Below are 21,857 nucleotides of genomic sequence, written 5' to 3' on the forward strand. Positions count from 1 at the left end.
ATCTCTTTCTCGTTCGCACATTCACGGGCGCGCATTTTCCGACTGTGCGCCTTTGCTGTAGGTAGCGGCATGATATCCGCCTTCTACCAGGCCATTATAATTCAGGGTGTAAACCCGGTTAGCAGACAGCCCGTCAAATCGGGTCTTTTTATTATCCGGATAGGTAATTTCGACATTTACCTGCTCAGCACTACCGATAAAAAAGGTTACCGGTTCGCCATTCCAGCGAGCTTTTTCAATAAGGGTTTGCTTTTTCTGGCTCTCAGAATCGCTAAGATATAATTTAATAATCGCCCCAACGCCATAAATATTAGGGATTTTATAACGCGGATAAATCGTCACTGAGTTACTGTTTATTGGCGTTTCATTGAGGAAGATTGAAAGGCGGGTATCATTGTCGACGTTGTTGCCACCCAAAATAAGATCCTGATCGCCATCATTGTCGATATCGACGATATACACTGGGTTTGCGCCCCAGGATTTGCTAAATAGAATTCGGGTAAACTTGCCATTGCCCAGGTTTTCGAATACCTCGGTGATTTTTCCTCGCGGGTTATTCATGACAAAATCCGGATCACCATCACCATCAAAGTCTACCGGATAGGCACGTATTAGGTACGGTGCACGCTTTTTCAAAAAGCCCTGCATCGCGGTTTCATGAAACTTAAACCCTTGCAAGGAGTTCAGGTACCAGCCACTGTGCTCATCGCCAACCACTAATAAGTCATCAAGGTGGTCATTATTGATGTCGCCGTAATATATCGGAACGGCATTTTCAGGCAATCCAAGCAGTTGGTTAGCCCCCTTGAAATTCCCTTGTTCGGTGCGCAGTAAATAATGACCCATTTTGTCACCACCATAGCTTGCTGAGCCTGCAATGATCATATCGCCCAGCCCGTCAAAATTCAGATCGATTAAATTCGCACTCAGGCCATATTGATGAGTAGGAAAGTATTGATAGTACTTGGCCCGGAAGAAACGGTTTTTTTTGTTACTGGCTTTATGCTTTTCGGTTAGATTTTGGTATTTCTCTGGCAACCCCGGAGGCTCGATCGCGGTGATAGCGGTATCCTGGCGAAATGACTTGTTGGCTGGCTCATATATCCAGACTCCTTTTGGGCCACCATCGAGATCGAGATAGCCGTCAAGGTTGATATCGGCAATATCGACAGGTTTTGACAGTGGCCGTAACGTATATCCTTTGCCTCTTGCGGAGAAATTACTTCCTTGTTGATTGAACAGATAATCGGGTTTGCTTTCATCGGATAATCCAGCGATGTCGAGCCATCCATCACCATCGAAGTCAAAAAACTTGGGTTTATCATCGGCACCTGGCAAAAACGGCAAGTCAGGAGCGAGCGTTTGCAAATCGGTAAAGGTCAGGGTGCCCGATTGTTGTAATTGATTGACCAGTATCTTTCCTCCAGGTTTACCATGGTGCGAGAGATACAGGTCAATATCTCCATCATTGTCATAATCGAATCCGCCGACTCCCCAGGGCCACCAGCCATGAGACTGAAACTTTCCTCCCTGACGATGTTTTTCCAACTCGTACCACTGCGCAATGATTTCCCGGGTTTGGTTTTTATCATCGTCAGCTAACTCAAACCGTATGTTACCCGTTGGGTTACTGGATAGCGCAGCCATAATCGGATAGGCTTTCGAGTATAGTCGATCGGAAAACGTAACCAGGGTGCTAACGGCGATTACGATAGCACTTAACGTGGCGAGTTTGGTGATGAGTTTCATAGGCTTGCGCTGAATTATTGGAATAATAAGAGCATAGCAAAGGCACTATGTTTTGCTTAATTTGAGGCCGTGGTTATGGTCGCTACAGATTATGTATATCTTTGTTCTCGACAACGGTTAGCGAATCAGGTGATGACTGATTGGCCTGGTTAATCATCATTTGTGCAATTTTTGATGCCTCTACCGGTCGATACGCTGGCAGTAACCGATCGATCAGTAATGAACCGAGATGGTAGATACGTTTTGCGATGTCTTCACCGGTTCTTGACTCCTGCCTGGGCCCTAGAATCAGGCTTGGCCTGACAATGACCAAATGCTGTAAACCTCGATTCTGCAATTGTGCTTCCATTTCACCTTTAATACGGTTATAGAAGCTAAATGAATTGGTTCGGGCACCTAGCGCAGAGATGACGACAAACTTATTCACACCAGCATTTGCCGCATGCTTTCCTGCCATCACAACCAGGTCTTTATCCACTTTGATAAAAGCATCTTTGCTTTTCGCTTTTTTAATCGTCGTTCCCAGACAACAAAAAACGTCGTCAATGCTGTACTGTTGATAAATACCTTGTAGTTGTTGCTCGCTAAGCTCTGTAAATACTAATTTTTTGTTATCAATATCTATCGGCCTGCGAGCCACACAGATGACCTGTCGATATCTATCATCCTGTAAGAGTTTTTGCAGTAGAACAGATCCAGTAAGACCCGTAGCTCCTAGTACTAAAGCGGTTTTCATGGTGATTCCAGAGATGTTCTCATTGTCAGATATTGGAATTCATCGAGCCTGAATCTTGTCAGATTAGCAAGCTTTTTTTATCGAAAAATTAATTAAAAAAAATTAAAAAAAGTGCTTGCAAAAGCAAAGCCCTGATTGTGCAAGGGGCGGCAAAAGTTATCCACTGTTTTTGTGCAAAACTTAATAACCTGGCAATTTTAATTGCCGTTATTTGCAAATTTTTTGTAAACGAACAAAAAATAAACTTGATTAATTCTCAATGCATGCTTGTAGCCGTTAATTTTATTGGAGTTTTTAATTGCTAACAAAGTTATCCACAGTTTGGGGTGGTGAATTATTGGATTGTGTATCGTGAAGAGTTTGTCGTCCAGGAGGAGGAGAAAAATTGGAACTTGTGGTATCAGTTCAATTTAGAACTAATTCCTCACACTGATCAGCTATTGTAGGGAAAATTTTCGAGTTAATAAAATCATCTTAATATCAGTTGGTTATTTGATTTATATTGGCTGTAAATGTTTTTATCCAGGGTCTAATCGTGAATTGGTTCAATTATGGCGTGCCGTTATCCCGCATTAAGAAAGGAAAAACGGATTAGATTCTCCCCCCGTTTTGGCCTTTTGTTCACTTAATGTTCGCTTTGGTTGTTTTTTGCCCGAAATAGTTATCAACATGCAAAGATGAATAAGGTTACCGTGCCGGGACAAAAATGACGAGCAACTAAAAATGCAGCTATATTGTTAGTCACAAACTGAACTGAACCGGGGAACTATGGCTCGCAAAATACCGCCGCCACATTTATTGGTTGTGTTTGAAGCTGCTGGGCGCCATCAAAGCTTTAAGCTAGCCAGCGAAGAATTATTCATCACACCGTCGGCGGTCAGCCACCAAATACGTTCGCTCGAGGAACTGCTTGGTTTTGAGTTGTTTGTCCGCGATAAGCGCGGGGTCAGCCTGAATAATGCCGGTCAGTTTTACCTGAAATCGGTGAGTCAATCGTTAGAAAAGCTCGAATTTGCTACTCGCCAGTTACAAACTAAATTCCAGTCTAATGTATTAAAAATTTCAACGTTCCCGTCGCTGTCGAGAAACATCATCCTGCCAAACCTCTCGACTTTTCAGCAACAAAATCCGGATCTGGATATTCGCATTGAAACGTCAATGAATCTATTAGATTTGCGCTACGAAGATATTGACCTGGCATTCCGTATTGGCGATGGCAACTGGCAAATGGTGGCTGTAGAAAAGATATTAGACGTCAATATCATCGCCGTTTGTTCTCCAGAGTTTCAACAATGTCATCAGCTAACGGATATCCGGCAGCTTGCTGATGTGCCACTAATTGATTTGGCAGATATGGAAAACATCTGGGGCAACTGGAGCAAGGCAGTTGGTGATGAGAAATTAAAGGTCCTGCCTAAATTGACCTTCAATGATTATGATGCCGCATTACAGGCGGCGGAGCAGGGATTGGGGGTTGCCTTGGCAATGACTCCGATCGAAAATTACTTGCTGAAGTCGAATATTCTGGTCGATCCATTTCTACGAACCGCAAAATTTCCCTTGTCGCTTTATGCGGTATATCGGGAAAGTGATCGACAAAACCAGGCAATTCAGACATTTATTGCCTGGGTAACAACATTGCTATATCAAACGTCACCCTAATATTTATTGGCCATGATACCCAGGTGAATATTATTCACCTATGGAGTGAATATTTTCCTTTTGCCGGATTTCTCCAGCCTTTCTATTCTATAGCTGTGTTCACATATTAGTGAGGTAGGTCATGAACAGGTTAGCAACTCCCCGTCAGTGGTATCGTTTTACGGCGACCGTTATTGTTATGTTACCGGTGCTAATCGATCTTATTTGGTTCGAGCATGTTATTGTATCTTTAATCTACGTTCCCATGACTTGCCTGATACTGGCGATTATTGCCAAGGTCATCGATAATCAATTTGCCCGAATCATGGTGTTGGAGCAGGGTAAACAGCTTAAATTCCGCTTAATGTCGTTCCCAATACTTCAGGGAAAAGCGCGCCGCACTGGTAAACGTCGCGCCGCTTAAGTTGCGACGTTTAAACGGTAGGTTAATAAGGATGGCTGTTAAATCACCAGGTATTATCGGGGCTCGGATAAGAATAACAATGAGTTTTCCTGATCGATTTCAAACTTGAACTGTTTCAGAAAGTTCATGCCAAGTAAGCCGTCCGCATGCTGAAACCCTGGCAACTCCATTACCACAATTTCAAAGTTTTCCAACTGGTGTTCACCAATATTGAAATTATCGACTATCACTGAATACGCCTGTTGATTGCCGGCGGCGGTATTGATTTCAAGTTGTCGATTTACCTGAATATTGCCATTTTGCTTTAAGGCGTTGAAGTAAGACTCGGATAACACGGTAATCGAGGCTCCCGTATCTATCATCAAGTTGGTACGAAATTGATTATTGATTCGGGCATTAACTAGAAAATGCTCATTAAGCTTTTCCAGTTTTATTGCCTGCAATTCACTTTGACTGCTATGCATCTGCCTTTTTAATTTGGTTACCTGCCCCTGGTAGGCGGTAAGATGGGAAATATTATCCAGGTAGGAGCTAGCGATTTCAAATTCCTGTAACTGAATAAAGGCCTGACTAAGCGCGAGAATATAGGGCGGGTAGTTAGGTTCTTCCATTAGTAAGGGTTCAAAAAACGCAATCTGTTCTTGCCATGCGCCGTTATGAGCAAACATGCGTCGTTGTTTTTCAGCGATTTGGTGAATTTGACTTAACCACATTTCTTCCTTTTCATAATCGAATGAGCTGCGAATTAACTCATAATACAAAAAAATTGCCGCCTGTTTTTTATCGATGGCTTCATAGTAATTTATCTTCACCACAATCCAGTCCTCATCATTGCCGCTATAAGCAAGGAAGCTGTCTAACATGCTGCTAATGAGTGTAAACTGTTTCTGATCCATCCATTGATAGGCCTGTGCAATCCAGTGGCTTTTCAACTGAGTCGCAGAAGCTTCAGATAACAATTCAATTTCATTGAGAAGTTCGGCCGCATTATCAAATTGCCTGACATTGAAGAACTGTTGGCCGGTTTCCACCAAAAGTTGCACATTATCATCGCCGCTTATCTGTGTTGCCGGCGTTTCCACCATAGATACACGAATATTATCCGTTTCGTGATCGTCCCCGGAATCGGACGTTTGCCTGTTAGCGGCGGACTTATCCTGCCCTGTATCGGTTAGTGTGTTAGCAAATGAGGTGAGTGATTCTGCGGAGTTGCTGATGCCCGCGAAGAACTGGTAGGTGTTAAGTGCCACTGATAACACCAGCAACATAGATAGATAAAAAGTAAATTTAGTTTTCAAGATATTATCCAGTTTAACAGTCTAAGTGAACTAAGGTCGCAGCCTACCAGGCAAGATTATTTACATTATTTACTTAGATAACCCTGTCAACTTGCTCGTTATTCTTTTTCTCAATTATAGTGCCAGTTTATTGTTTTCTCTAACTTTAATCATTTCATCTCGGACCCCTTAGTTAGCACTGCATTGCGGGTTTCGATGTGTAAATAGCGCATTGTTATATTGCGTGATGTTGCTATATTAATAAAGTCATAAGGTTTAATTGGAAGCGGTTTTATACGGATTTACATGCGCTGTTGAGAACGACTTCACCAGGCTGATGCGGTAACCGAACCAAGTGTGGTTGCATTGCCTGTCGTTTTTGCAGGGTCCGTTTTTGAACAGTGTCGCATGTAGTAACACAAGCAGTGAGGGGAATACCTTGTTAAAAGGTAGCAATCAGTGACGGCGAAAACAAATGATGTGTCGTTATGGTAACCCCAAAGGAAGAGGTGAGGTATGGATTAGATCAACTCAACCAATTACTAAATCGCAATGGAACCTAAAATTTCAATCGTATTACCTGTTCAATCTCATCATGGCTCGATAATCAGCGCCCTTGATACCGTTCTGGAACAAACATTTTCGGATGTTGAAATTATTGTCATTGATGGCTCCGGTTCGCCCGAATGCCAGGAAGTTTTGTACTGCTACCAGGATAAAATTACCTATGTCCAGGCCAACACTCGACATCTAAGCGAGCTTTGTAACATCGGCCTCTATATGGCCAGCGCCGAGTACATTATTTTTCATCAATGTGAGCAGTTCTGGCATCCGGGGAAACTTGCCTGCCAATATAAGGCAATGTCAAGTAACCCGTTATTGGTCGCTTGCGTTGGTAAGATTGCTGCAGGTAAAGATAAATTCACTGAGTTCAATCTGGCTGATTCTGACTATCAGCTTGCCACATTTTCGTCGGTTGGCGAATACGCTCCACTTCCGCTGGCTATAACCCTATTTAAAACCAACGTAGTAAAACAAAGTGCAGGCTTGGTTGGCAATAACTGGCAAAGTGCAAAAGCAAGGTTGTATTTTCATTGTTTGAGCTATGGGCGGATTGCAGGGTTACCGATGATGACCACTGAAGGTGCTAATGATGCGCGAACTGACGGTGACGTCGATGATTTAGCGCTATTGCAGCTTGTTAATGAGTGTTTGAACCTGGTTCAGAACCAGATGAAAAAAATACAGCTGAGTCAGTATAAAAGGCAAATATGTATGGTATTGAGCCGGCAATCAACCACCAGCGGTGAATATAAACAAGCCGCCGAATATTTGTTGCGAGCAGCTAAGAATTCGCTGCTCGCGGTCTATTATCAGTGCAAACTTCGCTACCGTGTCGGCTGAACCGGGTGTCATTGATTGCCTTCCCGGTAGCAATGCTTAGCGCTTGAACTGATTTTTGCTAAATCGCGTTAATCCCTGCTGACCTGGCTTGCTCTTGCGCCTGGTATTCTGACCTGGAGAGGTTTTAAATCCACTGGCGTTGTTTTTACCCTGTCGGTATTGCAGGCTTTTCTCTTTTCGTGTCTCGGGAGGTACCAGGTGTTCCGGACCGGTACCAATCAATTTACGAGCCAATCCTTTCTTTTGCAGCGCTTCACGAATGATCGGCCAGTTCGCCGGATCGTGATATCGCAATATTGCCTTGTGCAGACGACGTTGTCGGCCACCTTTAGCAACCGGTACCGACGCCGAATTTTTGCGAATCTTCGACAGTGAATCGATTTCGGTATGATACAAGGTGGTCGCATTCGCCAATGGCGACGGGTAAAAGTTCTGTACCTGATCCAGTTTAAAATTATGGCGTTTCAACCATAGGGCCAGGTTGATCATGTCTTCGTCGGTCGTACCTGGGTGAGCCGAAATAAAGTAGGGGATCAAATACTGTTTTTTGCCCGCCAGTTTTGAGTAATGGTCGAACATTTCCTTGAATTTATCATAGGTGCCCATTCCGGGTTTCATCATTTTCGCTAACGGGCCATCTTCCGTGTGTTCAGGCGCAATTTTCAGGTAACCACCAACATGGTGGGTGGCCAGTTCCTTCACATATTCCGGGTCCTGAATTGCCAAATCGTATCGTACGCCTGAGGCAATCAGGACTTTTTTGATCCCTTTTACCTTACGCGCTTTACGGTACAGGTTTATTGTTGGAGTATGATCGGTATCCATATGACCACAAATATCCGGCCATACACAGGATGGGCGGCGACAGGTCGCTTCCGCTTTCGGACTTTTACAGCGCAATTTATACATGTTTGCCGTCGGGCCACCTAAATCGGAAATCACCCCGGTAAACCCCGGCACTTTTTGTTTGATATCTTCAATCTCATCGATAATGGATTGCTCCGAACGAGACTGGATGATTCGGCCTTCATGCTCGGTGATTGAACAAAATGAACAGCCGCCAAAACAGCCTCGCATAATATTGATTGAGGTTTTAATCATATCGTAGGCGGGAATTTTGGCATCGCCATAGCTTGGATGAGGTACACGCGCATAAGGCAGGCCAAATACACCGTCCATTTCCGACTCACTGAGTGGGTAGGCCGGAGGGTTTAGCCAAATCGAACGATCACCATGGCTTTGCAACAGCGCCCGGGCACTACCTGGATTTACTTCCTGATGGAAAATTCGCGACGCATGGGCATATAACACTTTGTTATTACTGACCTGTTCAAAGCTTGGCAGTTTTACGTAGGTGTTTTCCCACGGCTTGTGGCGTTTATCCCAGCTCTTGTTCTGATAGTCGCTGATTTGAATCGGTACCGCTTCTTTTGACACGTCTACCGTCTGTACAGCTGAATCACTATTGCTGGTATTTTCATCACTGGCGCACGTTGGCGCTGACATATCCTGATAAGGGCTGGGTATCGGATCGATTTTTCCTGGTCGATCAATGCTTCTTGAGTCAACGCCACGCCATCCGGGCAGAGCTTGTTTGGTAATAAAGGCGGTACCGCGGACATCGGTCATTTCGCTCACCGCTTCACCGCGGGCAATGCGATGTGCGACTTCTACTAACGGACGTTCAGCATTACCATAAATCAGTAAATCGGCCTTGGCATCAAAAATAACGCTACGTCGCACTTTATCTGACCAGTAATCATAATGAGCGATACGACGCAGGCTGGCTTCAATTCCACCCAGTACGACAGGCACATCTTTGTAGGCTTCTTTACAACGTTGCGAGTAAACCAATACGGCGCGATCCGGCCGTTTTCCGCCTTCATTGTCGGGGCTGTAGGCATCGTCATGGCGCAGGCGTCTTTCCGCCGTGTAGCGGTTAATCATCGAGTCCATGTTGCCAGCCGTGACTCCGAAAAATAAATTCGGCTTACCCAACGCCATAAACGATTCTTTCGCATGCCAGTCAGGCTGGGCAATAATGCCAACGCGAAAGCCCTGAGATTCCAGCATCCGACCGATCACCGCCATACCGAAACTAGGGTGGTCCACGTAGGCATCGCCGGTCACCAGGATGATGTCACAACTATCCCAACCCAGGTCATCCATTTCTTTGCGGCTCATTGGCAGAAACGGGGCCGTGCCATAACATTCGGCCCAATATTTGGGATAGTCAAATAGTGCAACGTTAGCTTGTGGGATCATAATTTTCGCGTCGAGGTAAAAACAGTGAGGCATTATAGCAAACGCGGGTCGCAGGGTATTGTGTTTTTACATTTGTTCAATGTCCTGAGGCAGTTGATACCAATCCCATTAAATTCTCACTGAGTGAGCAATAATTTAATGGGATTGGTATGACAAGGCATTTGACCTGCGATTTATCCTGTATATATTGGCAATTAACCGAAATCAATAAGTTCTCATTGCTCTTGTAACTAAGTTTTTGGTTAAATGAGAGCTTAATTAATTCTAATAAATGGGAATTCGATGACAAAAGTTAACCGATTTAGCATCAGGCATACTGCCCTGGTTGCATCAATCGTGCTTGGTTTACAAGCGTGTGCCAGCTCGCAAACCAATACTGCAGGTGCCAGCCAGGTTGAAAATGTTGAGCTGACTCCAATTGTACAGGCTGATAATAGCCAACTGGCTGGCAACAGCAATGTGATCACCATGGAAAAGATCATGTCTGATCCTGACTGGATTGCTCGCACGCCAACTAACTGGTACTGGGGTGATAATAGTGACCAGGTAATGTACCTGCAAAAACGCCAGGGCAACCCGGTTAGAGACCTATATATTCATGGCCTTGATGACCGTCAGGGACAGGTTGTAGGCCTGGCAGAGTTGCACAAGTATGCGGATAGCAATGCTATAGTGTCAAAAGACGGTAACAAGGAACTGTATACTTTTGAAGGCAACGTATTCTTAAAAGATCTGCAAAAAGCATCGATTCAGCAACTGACGTTCACCACGGACAAGGAATCATCAGTACAGTTTTTGTCTGACGATCGTATTGCCTATCGTTCCGGGAACAGTTTTTATGCACTCGACCTGAACAGTTTTCAGGTGGTTGAATTAGCCAACCTGCAAATGACGGATACGCCAAAGTCAGGTGATGATAGCAGCAGTTACCTGGCTCAGGAACAAAATAAACTGATTGATTATGTTGCCCTGCAACAGCGCAACAAGGCATTGCAAAACCAGAAAAACAATGATCTCCGCGCCGAAAACGATACCATCAATAAAGCGGTTTTCTATTTTGGTAAAGATAAGCGAATCGTGCAGGCCAAACTGTCTCCGGATGCCCGATATCTGGTAGTAAGTACCAGTGATGATGAAAACTGGCGCAGTGAATCGGATATCATGCCAAATTACATCACCGATGATGGCAATATTGCTTCGGTACCAGCGCGCCGTAGGGTAGCGGATAACCGCCAGTACTCGGAACAGCTGTACCTTCTCGACCTGCAATATAATGCTCAGTACCTTCTGGGTTACGATACCCTGGATGGCTTCGAAGACGATGTACTTGCCGATGTTCGCAAGGAAAACTATGCCCGCGAAGGCAAGACCTACGAATCGAAAAAGTCGCCGCGTAATATTCACTTAATGAGCTTCTCTGACAGCATCAAGTGGCATCCTGACGGCTCGCAGGTTGCTGTGATGATGGAAGCCTGGGATAACAAAGATCGCTGGATTGCCACCATCGACTTTGAAGAAAAGCAGCTGGTTAATCAGCATCGACTGCATGATGACGCCTGGATCAATTGGGAATTCAATGAATTTGGTTGGTTGCAGGATTCAGCCAGCCTTTATTATTTGTCGGAAGAGTCGGGTTATTCTCATTTATACGTTAAGCCGGTTGATGGTAAAGCCACAGCGTTAACGTCCGGTAAGTATGAAGTGCGTGACGTTACGGTTGGCAAAAATCAGGATAGTTTTTACTTCCAGGCCAATGTTAAGCATCCGGGTATCTATGAAATTTACCGGGTAGGGCGCAATGGAGGTGATATCGAAGCATTGACCGACCTGGGTGGTATGAACCAGTATGCCTTGTCACCGGATCAAAGCAAATTGCTGGTCGAGCACTCAACCACGACCATGCCGCCAGAGCTATACATCAAGGAATTAGGCTCACAAGAGAAAGCCCGACAGCTAACGTTTACGGTTTCTGATGAGTTTAAAGCGATGCCATGGGTAGCGCCGAGTATTGTTGAAGTGCCTTCAAAGCATAGTAAGCAAGGTGTCTTTTCTCGCGTATACCAGGGCGATGCCCTTGACGGTCAAGGTGGCGAAAACAAAGCGGTGATGTTCGTCCATGGGGCTGGCTACCTGCAGAACTCACACCTTGGCTGGTCAGGCTATTTCCGTGAGTTTATGTTCCATTCGATGTTAGTTCAGCAAGGTTACACGGTGATCGACATGGATTATCGAGCCTCAAAAGGTTACGGTCGCGACTGGCGCACCGCCATCTATCGCCATATGGGCGAGCCGGAAGTTCAGGATATGCTGAGCGGTGTTGACTGGTTGGTGGAAAATGCGGGTGTCGATCGTAACAAAGTTGGCGTCTATGGCGGCTCTTACGGTGGCTTCCTGACCTTAATGGCGATGTTCAAGGAGCCAGAAGTTTTTGCTTCAGGTTCGGCACTGCGCCTGGTTTCCGATTGGGCTTATTACAACCATGGCTATACCTCAAATATTCTTAATATGCCGGGCGATGATGCCATTGCCTATGAGCGTAGCTCGCCGATTTATTTTGCCGAAGGATTGGAAAAACCACTATTGATTAATGCCCCGATGATTGACGACAACGTGTTCTTCCAGGATACGGTGCGTTTGGTGCAACGATTAATTGAACTGGAAAAAGAAGACTTCGAAACCGCTATTTATCCGGTGGAACCGCATGGTTTTGTGCAACCTAGCAGCTGGTTAAATGAATATCGTCGTATCTTTAAGTTGTTTGAAGAAACCTTGTAATGCAGAGATAAATAAGACAGTTTGTTAGTTACTGTCTTAGTCTATATTTTTTATAAATAGGGTCAGGTGATTGTATCGACAATCCCTGACCCTTGCGTATTTATTGGTGTTTTATTGTTTAGGTAAAATCGCGGCGGAAATGGTCGACCCACATGGCGGTGGCACCGCAGATGGCGACCGGCATCAGCACCAGGTTCAGTACCGGAATGATGGCAAATAAAGACACCGTCAGGCCAAAGCTAAAACACTTACCACGTTGTGCGCTCAGACTTGAACGCATGGTCTGAAAATCAATTTTGTGGTTATCAAAGGGATAATCGCAGTATTGAATCGCCATCATCCAGGCGATAAACGCAAACCAAATCAATTGTCCGACGAAGGGCACAAACAGGAATATCAGAAAAAATCCCAAAGCCCGGGGAATATAATACATGAGCTTACGCCACTCTCGGCTCAGGGTTCTTGGCACATCTTTAATAATATCGACAAATCCGCCATCAGACAGGGGCTGGCCGGTAAGGTGCTGCTCAATTTTCTCTGACAGCAAACCATTGAAAGGAGCCGCCAGCCAGTTTGCCACCGTAGAGAATACAAATGAGGCGGCAATAATGCTGGCAATATAAATCAGCGGTTCGACAATAACGATTAGCCAGCTCAAAGCCCTTGGTAGCCAAGCCTCAAGCTGGACAATCCATTCGTCGATATAAAAACTTAACTGGTAAAAAGCAAAGGCAAACAGCAGTAGGTTCACCAGCAAAGGGACAAATACATAACGGCGAATGCCTTTGGTTCTAATGAGTCGAAAGCCCTGGATAAAATAACCGGCACCGCTTTGCGCGGTCGATTGTTGAATATGGTCCTGATTCATGTTTATTCCTGAATACTTCAATAATATGATTATCTTAAACCAAAACCACCGGGTGTTAGCAACCTAATAAGTGTTACAAAGCACTTCAATATTTTCCGGATTCAGGTATTATCGATAACTAGTTGGACTGCTTTTCAATAATAAGAGTAAATGCGCTTAAAAAAGATCAAATTAGCCGGTTTTAAATCCTTTGTGGATGTCACTAATGTGCCATTCCCTCAGGAGATGACTGCCATTGTTGGTCCAAACGGCTGCGGTAAGTCCAATATTATTGATGCGGTGCGCTGGGTACTTGGAGAAAGCTCAGCCAAAAATTTACGTGGTGACTCGATGACCGATGTCATCTTCAACGGTTCTACCGCCCGTAAACCGACCGGGCAGGCGAGCGTCGAGTTAGTGTTCGACAATGAACAACAACGCATCAGCGGTTCGATGGCAGACCGTACCGAAATATCCATTCGCCGGGTTGTTAACCGCGACAGCCAGAACACCTACTATTTGAATGGCAGTAAATGCCGTCGTAAAGATATTACCGATATTTTCCTGGGCACCGGTTTAGGTCCGCGCAGTTATGCCATTATTGAGCAGGGCATGATATCGCGCCTGATCGAATCGAAACCGCAGGACCTGCGTATCTTCATTGAAGAGGCGGCGGGCGTGTCTAAATACAAAGAGCGTCGGCGGGAAACGGAAAACCGTATCCGCGCCACCCGGGAAAACCTTTCCCGGCTTACCGATATTCGCCATGAATTGCACAACCAGTTAGAAAAGCTGCATGGCCAGTCACAGGCGGCGATACGCTATAAAGAATTGAAGCAGCAGGAGCGCCTGTTAAAAGCGCAAATTGCCGCGATTCGCTGGCAGCATTGTCAAAATAAACTCGATGCTTTGAAAACCGACGAGCAAAAACTCCAGGTTCAACTTGAGCAACTCAATGCCGAGCAAAGCCAGCGCGACTTAAGTATTGTCAAAGCCCGCCAGGCGCAGGAGCAAAGCAGCAGTGAGCTGCATACCCTGAACCAGAAAAAGTTAACCTTGAGCACTGACATTACCCGCCTGGAAGAAGCCATCAAGCATGCCAGGCAGCGTAAGTTATCGCTACAGCAGGATTTGGATAAACTGCAGATCCGGGCTCGGGAGAATCAACAGCAATTAATACAGGAACGCGATCGCCGGGTGCAGCTTGATGAGGAATTGTCGGCGCTTGAACCGGAAATTGAAGAGCTGGAAATGCAGCTTGAGCAAGCACGTGAACAAGCGGACCGAGTCAGTGAGCAACAGCAATCCTGGCAGGATCAATGGCAGGAGTATCAACAACAAAAACACCAACTGCTGCAAAAACATCAGGTAGTAAAATCGCAGATTGAGTCGCATCGACAACAGCTGACGCAACTTAACCAGCGTCGCGATAAATTAACCGAACAACAAGGCAAGGTTGATTTAGCAAGCCTGATAACCAGGAAAAGCGAGCTGACCCAGCATGTGTCTGCCCTTGAGAATCAGCTTAGGAAGGTACAGTCAGGTTTATCGACGCATAGTGCGCAGGCATCGGCGAAAAAAGAACATTTTCAGCAGGCTAGCACTCAGTTACAACAACACCAGCAAGTGATCGCGCGCCTGGAATCGCAAATCGAGGCTTTGCAGCAAGTGGCGAGTGGCAGTAATGACTGGCAACGAAAACAGCAAAACTTTTTGTCGCAACAAGGCCTAACAAGTAACGCCCGATTATTGCAACAGTTTTCGGTTGCAAAAGGCTGGGAGTTGGCGGTAGAAATGGTCCTGGGCCATTGGCTGGAGGCCGATGTCGTAGCGCAATTGCCGGAAAGCTTCGCTCCAGAGCAGGGAGCTTTGTACTTGGACTCCAATAACTGCCAACAAAGTCATTCGGTCCCCGGCACGTTAAGCGCGCAAATTCTCAACGATCATCCGATTCGGGTAATGCTTGCCAACGTCCTGATTGCCGACAACGAGCAACAGGCGCGGATGAAAATCTCCGATTTGCAGGAAGGGCAATCTGTGATCTGTCCTGAGGGCTTATGGTTTTCAAAACAATGGTTGCAAAAAGGCGTATTGCAGGGGGAATCAGGCCAACTGGCCCGGCAAAATAAACTGCTGGAACTGGATAAAGACCTTACCCAGCAGCGACATATTGAGCAAACAATCGAAACCCAGGTGGCCCAGGCAAAAGTATCCGCAGAGCAGGTGCAGTCTGATCATGCAACGCTTGAGGGGGAATGCCGCCAGGTACAGCAGTCGCTCAACCAGAAACAACATGAGTTGCAGCTGGTCAGTCAGGAACTGACTATGATGCAACAGCAGGCTGACAGCATTAATGATGAATTGGCGGGATTACAGGCCAGTTTTGATGATCAGTCCGAAGCATTGGAAACCTTGCTGTTTAGCGAGGAAGAACTGGCGCAACAGTTGCTGGACTTTGCTGAAGGAGGCGATTCCCTGGAGTTACAGCGCACTAACAGTGCCCAGGAGCTGCAACAGTGGCAAAGTCGGATGCAAAGCCTGAATCAGCAGTTGCAACAACGCTTGGTAAAACGCGAGCAACTGGTATCGACGATCAATAATTCAGCCCTGATGATCCAGCGTATCGAAGAACAAATTCAGTTTTCTACGGAACAACAGCAGGAATTACAGCTGGCTCAACAAGAGCTGGAAATGCCGCTGCTTGATGACCAGGAACAGTTACAGCACAAGCTACAATTAAGCTCTGAACTGGAGCAACAGCAGCAACAGTTGCATCAGCACCAGGCCCAGGCCAATGAAGAAATTCTCAGGTTTAACCAAAGCCAGCAGGTATTGACCAATAACATTGCCCAGCTAAAAGATAAAATGGCGAAAATCACCCTCGATGGTGAAACCTACCGAATAAAAGCAACGACGGCGATTGAACAGCTAGAGGAATTACAACAACCCCTGAAAGACGTATTGCAACAGTTACCGTTGGATGCCAAAGAAAACCAATGGCAAATTAAACTGGCCAGGATCAGCAAAGACGTTGATGGTCTGGGGGCAATAAACCTGGCGGCGATTGAAGAGTATGAATTGCAGCAACAACGCAAGGGCTTCCTCGATAAACAAAATGACGATCTCGAAGATGCGCTGGCAACGTTAGAGAATGCCATCAATAAAATTGACCGGGAAAGTCGAGCCAAGTTCAAACAGACCTTTGATCAGGTCAATGACGACCTTAAGAGTCTGTTTCCAAAAGTGTTTGGTGGTGGTAGCGCTTATCTGGACCTGACCGGGGAAGATTTGCTTGACACTGGTGTTACCATCATGGCTAGACCGCCAGGCAAAAAAAATAGTACGATTCACTTACTTTCTGGTGGTGAAAAAGCGCTAACCGCTTTATCATTGGTATTTGCAATTTTCCGCCTTAATCCAGCGCCATTTTGTATGCTGGATGAGGTCGATGCACCGTTAGACGACGCCAACGTTGAGCGCTTTTGTAAGTTGGTCAAGGAAATGTCGAAAACGGTACAGTTTATCTATATCAGTCACAATAAAATTGCGATGGAAATGGCGACTCATTTAACCGGTGTTACTATGCATGAACCGGGTGTTTCACGGATGGTTGCCGTTGATATCGAAGAAGCCGTGGCAATGGCTCAAGCATCATAAAAAGGCTTAAACATGGAATTTAATTTAAGACTTATTCTCCTATTAATCAGTGTGGCAGCGATTACCGGATTGTGTATTCACGGTATGTACACGTTGCGTAAAGACCGCAAAAATCCCTATAAATTAAAAAGCTCTGTGACTGAGACAAACGATCACAAAGATGAGCGGATGTTTGATCAATCTGGCTTCGATCAGGATGGCGTTGGTGCCACCCGGGTGGTATCCAATGCTCATAGCGAGCCGATGCAAAGCTCGGCCTCTTTCGATGCTGACGTTCAAACTCCGGTTCGTGCAACCACACAACAACAGCAGGAATCGACTGCCGGTAAATATGATGATCTGGATATCGAGCATACCTCAAGCTCTGTGCAACAGGACTATGAAGGCAGCTACGACGCCGATTACAATAGCGCAAGCGAACCTGCCATGGCAGAGATGGAGCGCATTTTCGAAAATTATGCGGAACCTAAAAGCAGCAGTGCAATTAAATTTCAGGAGCCGGACTTTTCTCAACAGGAAGAGCCCGTTTTAGCGGAAGAACCTGTGTTTGCTGAAAGTTCCCAGGCTGAGCGCCGCACCGAAAAGACCAAAGCGGAAATTCGTCGCGACCAGATGGAAATCGATTTTGCTGATCAGGAAAAGCAAAACCAATCGGCAGAGATTGAGCAGGAAGTGTTGGCGATCAGTGTTGTCGCGGGACAAAATCAGTTAATTTCTGGTGCGGCCTTACTGCCTAGCCTGCTGACCCTGGGAATGAAATATGGTGAAATGAACATTTTCCATCGCCATCAGGATAATTCCGGTAAAGGGCCAATCCACTTTTCCCTGGCAAACATGATAAATCCTGGGACCTTTGACCTCGATCATATGGAAAACTTTGCCACCACTGGTCTGACGTTGTTTATGACGCTACCAAATGCCGGTGATCCGACCAAAGTATTTAAGTTAATGCTATCAGCAGCGAAGCAGCTTGCCAGTGAATTTGGTGGCCAGGTACTTGATGGTCAGCGCAGTGTGATGACCCGACAGACGGAACAACATTACCTAACCAAAATTCGCGAGTTTGACCGAAAAAGTCGAATTGCCAACGTTTAACCTGATTAAGCCTCCAATGGAGGCTTTTTATTAGTGACCGAAAAATATGCCTGATCTATCTCAAATTGAACAGCAGATGGCTGACATTATTAGCCAGCTTCACGAATACAATTATCAATATTACGTATTGGATGCACCAACGGTTCCGGACAGTCACTACGATAGGCTGATGCGCGAACTCAAAGATCTTGAACAGCAATACCCGCAGTTAAAACAATCCGATTCGCCATCACAGAAAGTTGGTGGTGAGGCATTAAAATCGTTTAGCCAGGTTACCCATCAAATCCCGATGTTATCGCTGGATAATGTGTTTGATGACAAAGAATGGCAAGGATTTATTTCTCGTATCCGCGATCGCCTCGGCGTTGCCGGAGCTTTGGCATTTTGTTGTGAACCAAAGCTCGATGGTCTGGCGGTTAGTTTGCGTTATGAAAATGGTATTTTGGTGCAGGCGGCCACTCGTGGTGACGGCGCAGTAGGTGAAAACATTACTGAAAATGTGCGCACTATTAATTCTATTCCCCTTCGTTTACGCGGCGATGACATTCCTGCGGTGTTTGAAGTTCGCGGTGAAGTGTTTATGCCGAAAGCGAGCTTTGAAGCGCTTAATGAACAGGCGATAAAAAAGGGCGAAAAGACCTTTGCCAATCCGCGTAATGCCGCTGCCGGTTCCCTGCGTCAGTTAGACTCAAAAATTACCGCCAAACGCAATCTGGCATTTTATGCCTATGGCGTGGGATTTGTTGAAAATGGTGATGACTGGCTACCTGCGAGTCATTATCAGCGACTGATGCGCTTAAAAGAGTTAGGGTTACCGGTTTGTCCTGAAATCCGCGCCGTTGACGCTGCCGAAGATTGTGTTGCCTTTTACCAGGACATCCTGTCAAGACGTGACCAGCTGAGCTACGAGATTGATGGTGTGGTGCTTAAAGTTGATAGTATTGCCCAGCAACAACAATTGGGCTTTGTCGCCCGGGCACCGCGTTGGGCAACCGCATATAAGTTTCCGGCCCAGGAAGAATTAACCCGCCTGACAGACGTAGAATTTCAGGTAGGGCGCACAGGGGCAATAACTCCGGTTGCGCGTTTACAGCCGGTATTTGTTGGCGGCGTCACCGTCTCGAACGCAACCTTGCATAATCAGGACGAAATCGAACGCCTGGGATTGAAAATCAATGACACTGTCATTGTTCGCAGGGCCGGCGATGTAATCCCGCAAATTGTCAGTGTGGTTATTGCTGAACGTGGTGACGATGCCCGCGATATTGTTTTTCCACAAACCTGCCCGGTTTGTGATTCCGCGGTCGACCGACCCGTCGGCGAAGCGGTATTGCGTTGTACCGCAGGTTTGTTCTGTGCGGCGCAACGAAAAGAGGCAATCAAACACTTTGCATCCCGTAAGGCGTTAGATATCGATGGCCTTGGCGATAAACTGGTTGAACAATTGGTTGATGAAGGCCTGATCAAAACTCCGGCGGACTTGTTTACACTGAATCAAACCCAGTTGTGTACGCTGGAACGGATGGGAGTAAAATCCGCCGATAATATACTTGCGGCGCTGCAAAAAGCGAAACACACCACCTTGGCTAAGTTTATCTATGCCTTGGGTATTCGCGAGGTTGGGGAAGCCACCGCGGCAAACCTGGCTCAACATTTTCGCACACTTGAGGCGGTACAGGCGGCAAACCTGGAACAGTTGATGGCGGTTGCTGATGTCGGTGAGGTGGTTGCGAATAATATCCTGCACTTTTTCAGCGAAGAGCATAATCAGCAAGTTATTGTGCAATTGCTTGGTGTTGGCGTTACCTGGCCGGATATCGAAGTAAAACAGGATGGCGAATTGCCATTAAAAGACCAGACATTCGTGTTAACCGGTACCCTAAGTCAGATGGGGCGAAATGAAGCCAAAGCTCACCTGCAATCACTGGGTGCCAAAGTATCGGGTAGTGTATCGGCCAAAACCCATTTCCTGGTCGCAGGTGAAAAAGCCGGCTCCAAGCTGACTAAGGCCACAGAACTGGGCGTTGAAGTGCTGAGTGAAGAGCAGTTACTGGCATTATTAAGCGAACACGGCATCGAGTAGCATCGCAATGGGGTCAGGTCTTGAATTTTGCAATGGGGTCAGGTCTTGAATTTTGCAGTAAATGCACAATTCAAGACCTGACCCCAGGGCGCTCCTAAACCCAAGACCGAAGCCTTTACCGCTGAATGTACTCACTGGCTTTCATCGGATAATAGCGAACCTTATCGTAAGCGATGGATACCGGGTTGGGGTCGACAATGTCAATTTCAATGCCATTGTGAATGGCGGCCCGCAGTGCCATCTGGGTGATGTTTACGCTAAACGAGGTACCCATAAAGACCATTCTCTCAGCATCGTACATACGTTGCTGAGCCTCACCGATTTGATACAGGTCCGTGTAATATTCATCAAACAACAACACAAACGGCTTATAGGAATAGTCCAGCAGCGGCGTTTTCGAAAAAGGGTTGATACGGAATACGTCCAGCAGAGATTCCTGAATATTGTTCTCATCGACCGCTTCCCAGGGAGTCATAAATTTTTCTACCACCGGTCCTTGTTCGTGAAATAACGTCATTTGATCGAGCCTGCCATGGATCGCAATATAATTCTGATTTCCAGCCTTGCCATCGAGGCCATCGATATTCTGGGTGATCAGGTTTTTATCGGCTAGCCAGTGGTGTACGTCGTTGGGACCGTGATGGCGGTAGGTGGCAAAACGGTGATAATACCAGGATAAAAATTCAACAGGATTGGTTTGGTACATGGCTCGTGTTGCCATTTCCTGTGGCGTGTAATTTTCACTGCCGATGGTCCATAATCCATCTTCGCCGCGAAAGGTTGGAATACCACTTTCGCTGCTTACCCCGGCACCGGTAATGTATAAGGTATTATCCATAGGTTAATTCAGTTAACGGTTGATAACGTGGAAACTACCCAAAAACTCAAGCTTTAGCAAATCCCCTATCAGGTTGCAGGTCTCAGGCTTCAGGTTTCGGAAGGTAATTTAGCAACCCTGACATGTTACTCTTCCACCTCCCACCTTCAACCGAAATAAGCTCTCGGCAATTGCTCCATGCATTTTCGGCATACCGATCATCCATGATCATAACCTTACTCTCCTTATCTGTCTTTTCTGTTACGGCTATGGAACAAGATTGGCGGACACTATAGAATATGCGCAATTTTTAAAACCTTAATTAATAAAATTATCCATGTTTGAATTAAAATACCAGACACCGAATGAGTGGGCTGAGGTCGCTCTGCAAGACTTTGATGCATTTTTACAGGATCATGCCGCCGCTGAGAAAAAGGCGTCCGGTATGGCAATGTCGATGTTATCTCACTATCCGGATCGCAAAAATCTGGTTCGGGCAATGACCGACCTAGCCATCGAAGAGATGATCCACTTTAAGCAGGTATTGAAGCTGTTACAAAAGCGAGATGTTACTCTTGGTAACGATCAAAAAGATCCTTACATCAATGAAATTCGCACTCTGTTCCGTCGCGGTTCTGACGTGTTCTTTCTTGACCGACTGCTGGTTGCCGGGGTTATCGAAGCACGTGGACACGAACGTTTTTCATTGATTGCCGAGGCGTTGCCGGCAGGCAAAGAAAAAGATTTCTATGTGGCCATCGCTAAATCCGAAGAGAAACACAAAAACTTGTTTGTGGAATTAGCGCTTGAGTACTTCGACAAAGAGACTGTATTTGCCCGCCTTGAGGAAGTACTGGATTTTGAGGCCGCAATTTGTGCCAAATTACCATTTCGAGCGGCATTGCATTAAAAGTAACTAAATTGGTGGGCGATGGGGTCAGGTCTTGAATTTTGCAGTAAATGCACAATTCAAGACCTGACCCCATCGTTTACAACAAGACCTGACCCCCGTAACCTGGTAAAGACCCGACCCCATCGCTTAGCTCCATAACCCATGATCCCAGAGCATAAAATTGAAGGAAATCAT

General features: G+C 46.0%; 14 protein-coding genes. 8 read left to right on the forward strand and 6 right to left on the reverse strand.

Annotated elements, in window-relative coordinates; all coding sequences use genetic code 11:
* Positions 1 to 21: 21 nt before the first annotated feature.
* Complete coding sequence (locus E8M12_RS07695) at positions 22 to 1,749, reverse strand: CRTAC1 family protein (RefSeq protein ID WP_136735508.1); 1,728 nt, start codon at positions 1,747 to 1,749, stop codon at positions 22 to 24.
* 82 nt (positions 1,750 to 1,831) lie between these two features.
* Positions 1,832 to 2,485, reverse strand: a complete 654-nt coding sequence (locus E8M12_RS07700; RefSeq protein ID WP_246034055.1) for an NAD(P)H-binding protein — start codon at positions 2,483 to 2,485, stop codon at positions 1,832 to 1,834.
* A 768-nt stretch (positions 2,486 to 3,253) separates the two neighbouring features.
* Here E8M12_RS07700 and E8M12_RS07705 point away from each other — a divergent pair.
* The gene (locus E8M12_RS07705; protein WP_136735510.1) at positions 3,254 to 4,147 is read left to right on the forward strand and encodes a LysR substrate-binding domain-containing protein; all 894 of its coding nucleotides are present in this window, start codon (positions 3,254 to 3,256) and stop codon (positions 4,145 to 4,147) included.
* 121 nt (positions 4,148 to 4,268) lie between these two features.
* Positions 4,269 to 4,550: a hypothetical protein gene (locus tag E8M12_RS07710; protein ID WP_136735511.1), complete on the forward strand. Its 282-nt coding sequence runs from the start codon at positions 4,269 to 4,271 to the stop codon at positions 4,548 to 4,550.
* Between the two features lie 53 nt (positions 4,551 to 4,603).
* Here E8M12_RS07710 and E8M12_RS07715 read toward each other — a convergent pair whose 3' ends face one another.
* Positions 4,604 to 5,848: a retropepsin-like aspartic protease gene (locus E8M12_RS07715; RefSeq protein ID WP_136735512.1), complete on the reverse strand. Its 1,245-nt coding sequence runs from the start codon at positions 5,846 to 5,848 to the stop codon at positions 4,604 to 4,606.
* Positions 5,849 to 6,379: 531 nt separating this feature from the next.
* Here E8M12_RS07715 and E8M12_RS07720 point away from each other — a divergent pair.
* Positions 6,380 to 7,231, forward strand: coding sequence for a glycosyltransferase family 2 protein (locus E8M12_RS07720; RefSeq protein WP_136735513.1), 852 nt, complete (start codon positions 6,380 to 6,382; stop codon positions 7,229 to 7,231).
* A gap of 36 nt (positions 7,232 to 7,267) precedes the next feature.
* On the opposite strand, the gene E8M12_RS07725 is transcribed toward E8M12_RS07720, so the two are convergent.
* A complete protein-coding gene (locus E8M12_RS07725) occupies positions 7,268 to 9,496 on the reverse strand; it encodes a YgiQ family radical SAM protein (RefSeq protein WP_136735514.1) in 2,229 nt (742 codons plus the stop codon).
* Between the two features lie 282 nt (positions 9,497 to 9,778).
* Between E8M12_RS07725 and E8M12_RS07730 the strand changes: the two genes are divergently transcribed.
* On the forward strand, positions 9,779 to 12,271 hold the full coding sequence (locus E8M12_RS07730) for a S9 family peptidase (protein ID WP_136735515.1): 2,493 nt from the start codon (positions 9,779 to 9,781) through the stop codon (positions 12,269 to 12,271).
* A gap of 118 nt (positions 12,272 to 12,389) precedes the next feature.
* On the opposite strand, the gene cysZ is transcribed toward E8M12_RS07730, so the two are convergent.
* The gene (gene cysZ / locus E8M12_RS07735) at positions 12,390 to 13,139 is read right to left on the reverse strand and encodes a sulfate transporter CysZ (RefSeq protein ID WP_136735516.1); all 750 of its coding nucleotides are present in this window, start codon (positions 13,137 to 13,139) and stop codon (positions 12,390 to 12,392) included.
* A gap of 150 nt (positions 13,140 to 13,289) precedes the next feature.
* On the opposite strand from cysZ, the gene smc reads away from it, so the two are divergent.
* Genes smc through ligA form a run of 3 tightly spaced genes read left to right on the forward strand, consistent with a single transcriptional unit; the run spans position 13,290 to position 19,953 of the window.
* Positions 13,290 to 16,775, forward strand: coding sequence for a chromosome segregation protein SMC (gene smc / locus E8M12_RS07740; protein ID WP_136735517.1), 3,486 nt, complete (start codon positions 13,290 to 13,292; stop codon positions 16,773 to 16,775).
* Between the two features lie 12 nt (positions 16,776 to 16,787).
* The gene (gene zipA / locus E8M12_RS07745; protein WP_136735518.1) at positions 16,788 to 17,870 is read left to right on the forward strand and encodes a cell division protein ZipA; all 1,083 of its coding nucleotides are present in this window, start codon (positions 16,788 to 16,790) and stop codon (positions 17,868 to 17,870) included.
* A 46-nt stretch (positions 17,871 to 17,916) separates the two neighbouring features.
* On the forward strand, positions 17,917 to 19,953 hold the full coding sequence (ligA, locus tag E8M12_RS07750; protein ID WP_136735519.1) for an NAD-dependent DNA ligase LigA: 2,037 nt from the start codon (positions 17,917 to 17,919) through the stop codon (positions 19,951 to 19,953).
* Between the two features lie 115 nt (positions 19,954 to 20,068).
* Here ligA and E8M12_RS07755 read toward each other — a convergent pair whose 3' ends face one another.
* Positions 20,069 to 20,791: an SIR2 family NAD-dependent protein deacylase gene (locus tag E8M12_RS07755; protein ID WP_136735520.1), complete on the reverse strand. Its 723-nt coding sequence runs from the start codon at positions 20,789 to 20,791 to the stop codon at positions 20,069 to 20,071.
* A 316-nt stretch (positions 20,792 to 21,107) separates the two neighbouring features.
* On the opposite strand from E8M12_RS07755, the gene E8M12_RS07760 reads away from it, so the two are divergent.
* A complete protein-coding gene (locus tag E8M12_RS07760; protein ID WP_136735521.1) occupies positions 21,108 to 21,680 on the forward strand; it encodes a MiaE family protein in 573 nt (190 codons plus the stop codon).
* Positions 21,681 to 21,857: the final 177 nt, after the last annotated feature.

Origin of the sequence: Thalassotalea mangrovi (assembly GCF_005116735.1) — a bacterium.
In the GTDB taxonomy this organism is placed as follows: Bacteria; Pseudomonadota; Gammaproteobacteria; order Enterobacterales; family Alteromonadaceae; genus Thalassotalea_A; species Thalassotalea_A mangrovi.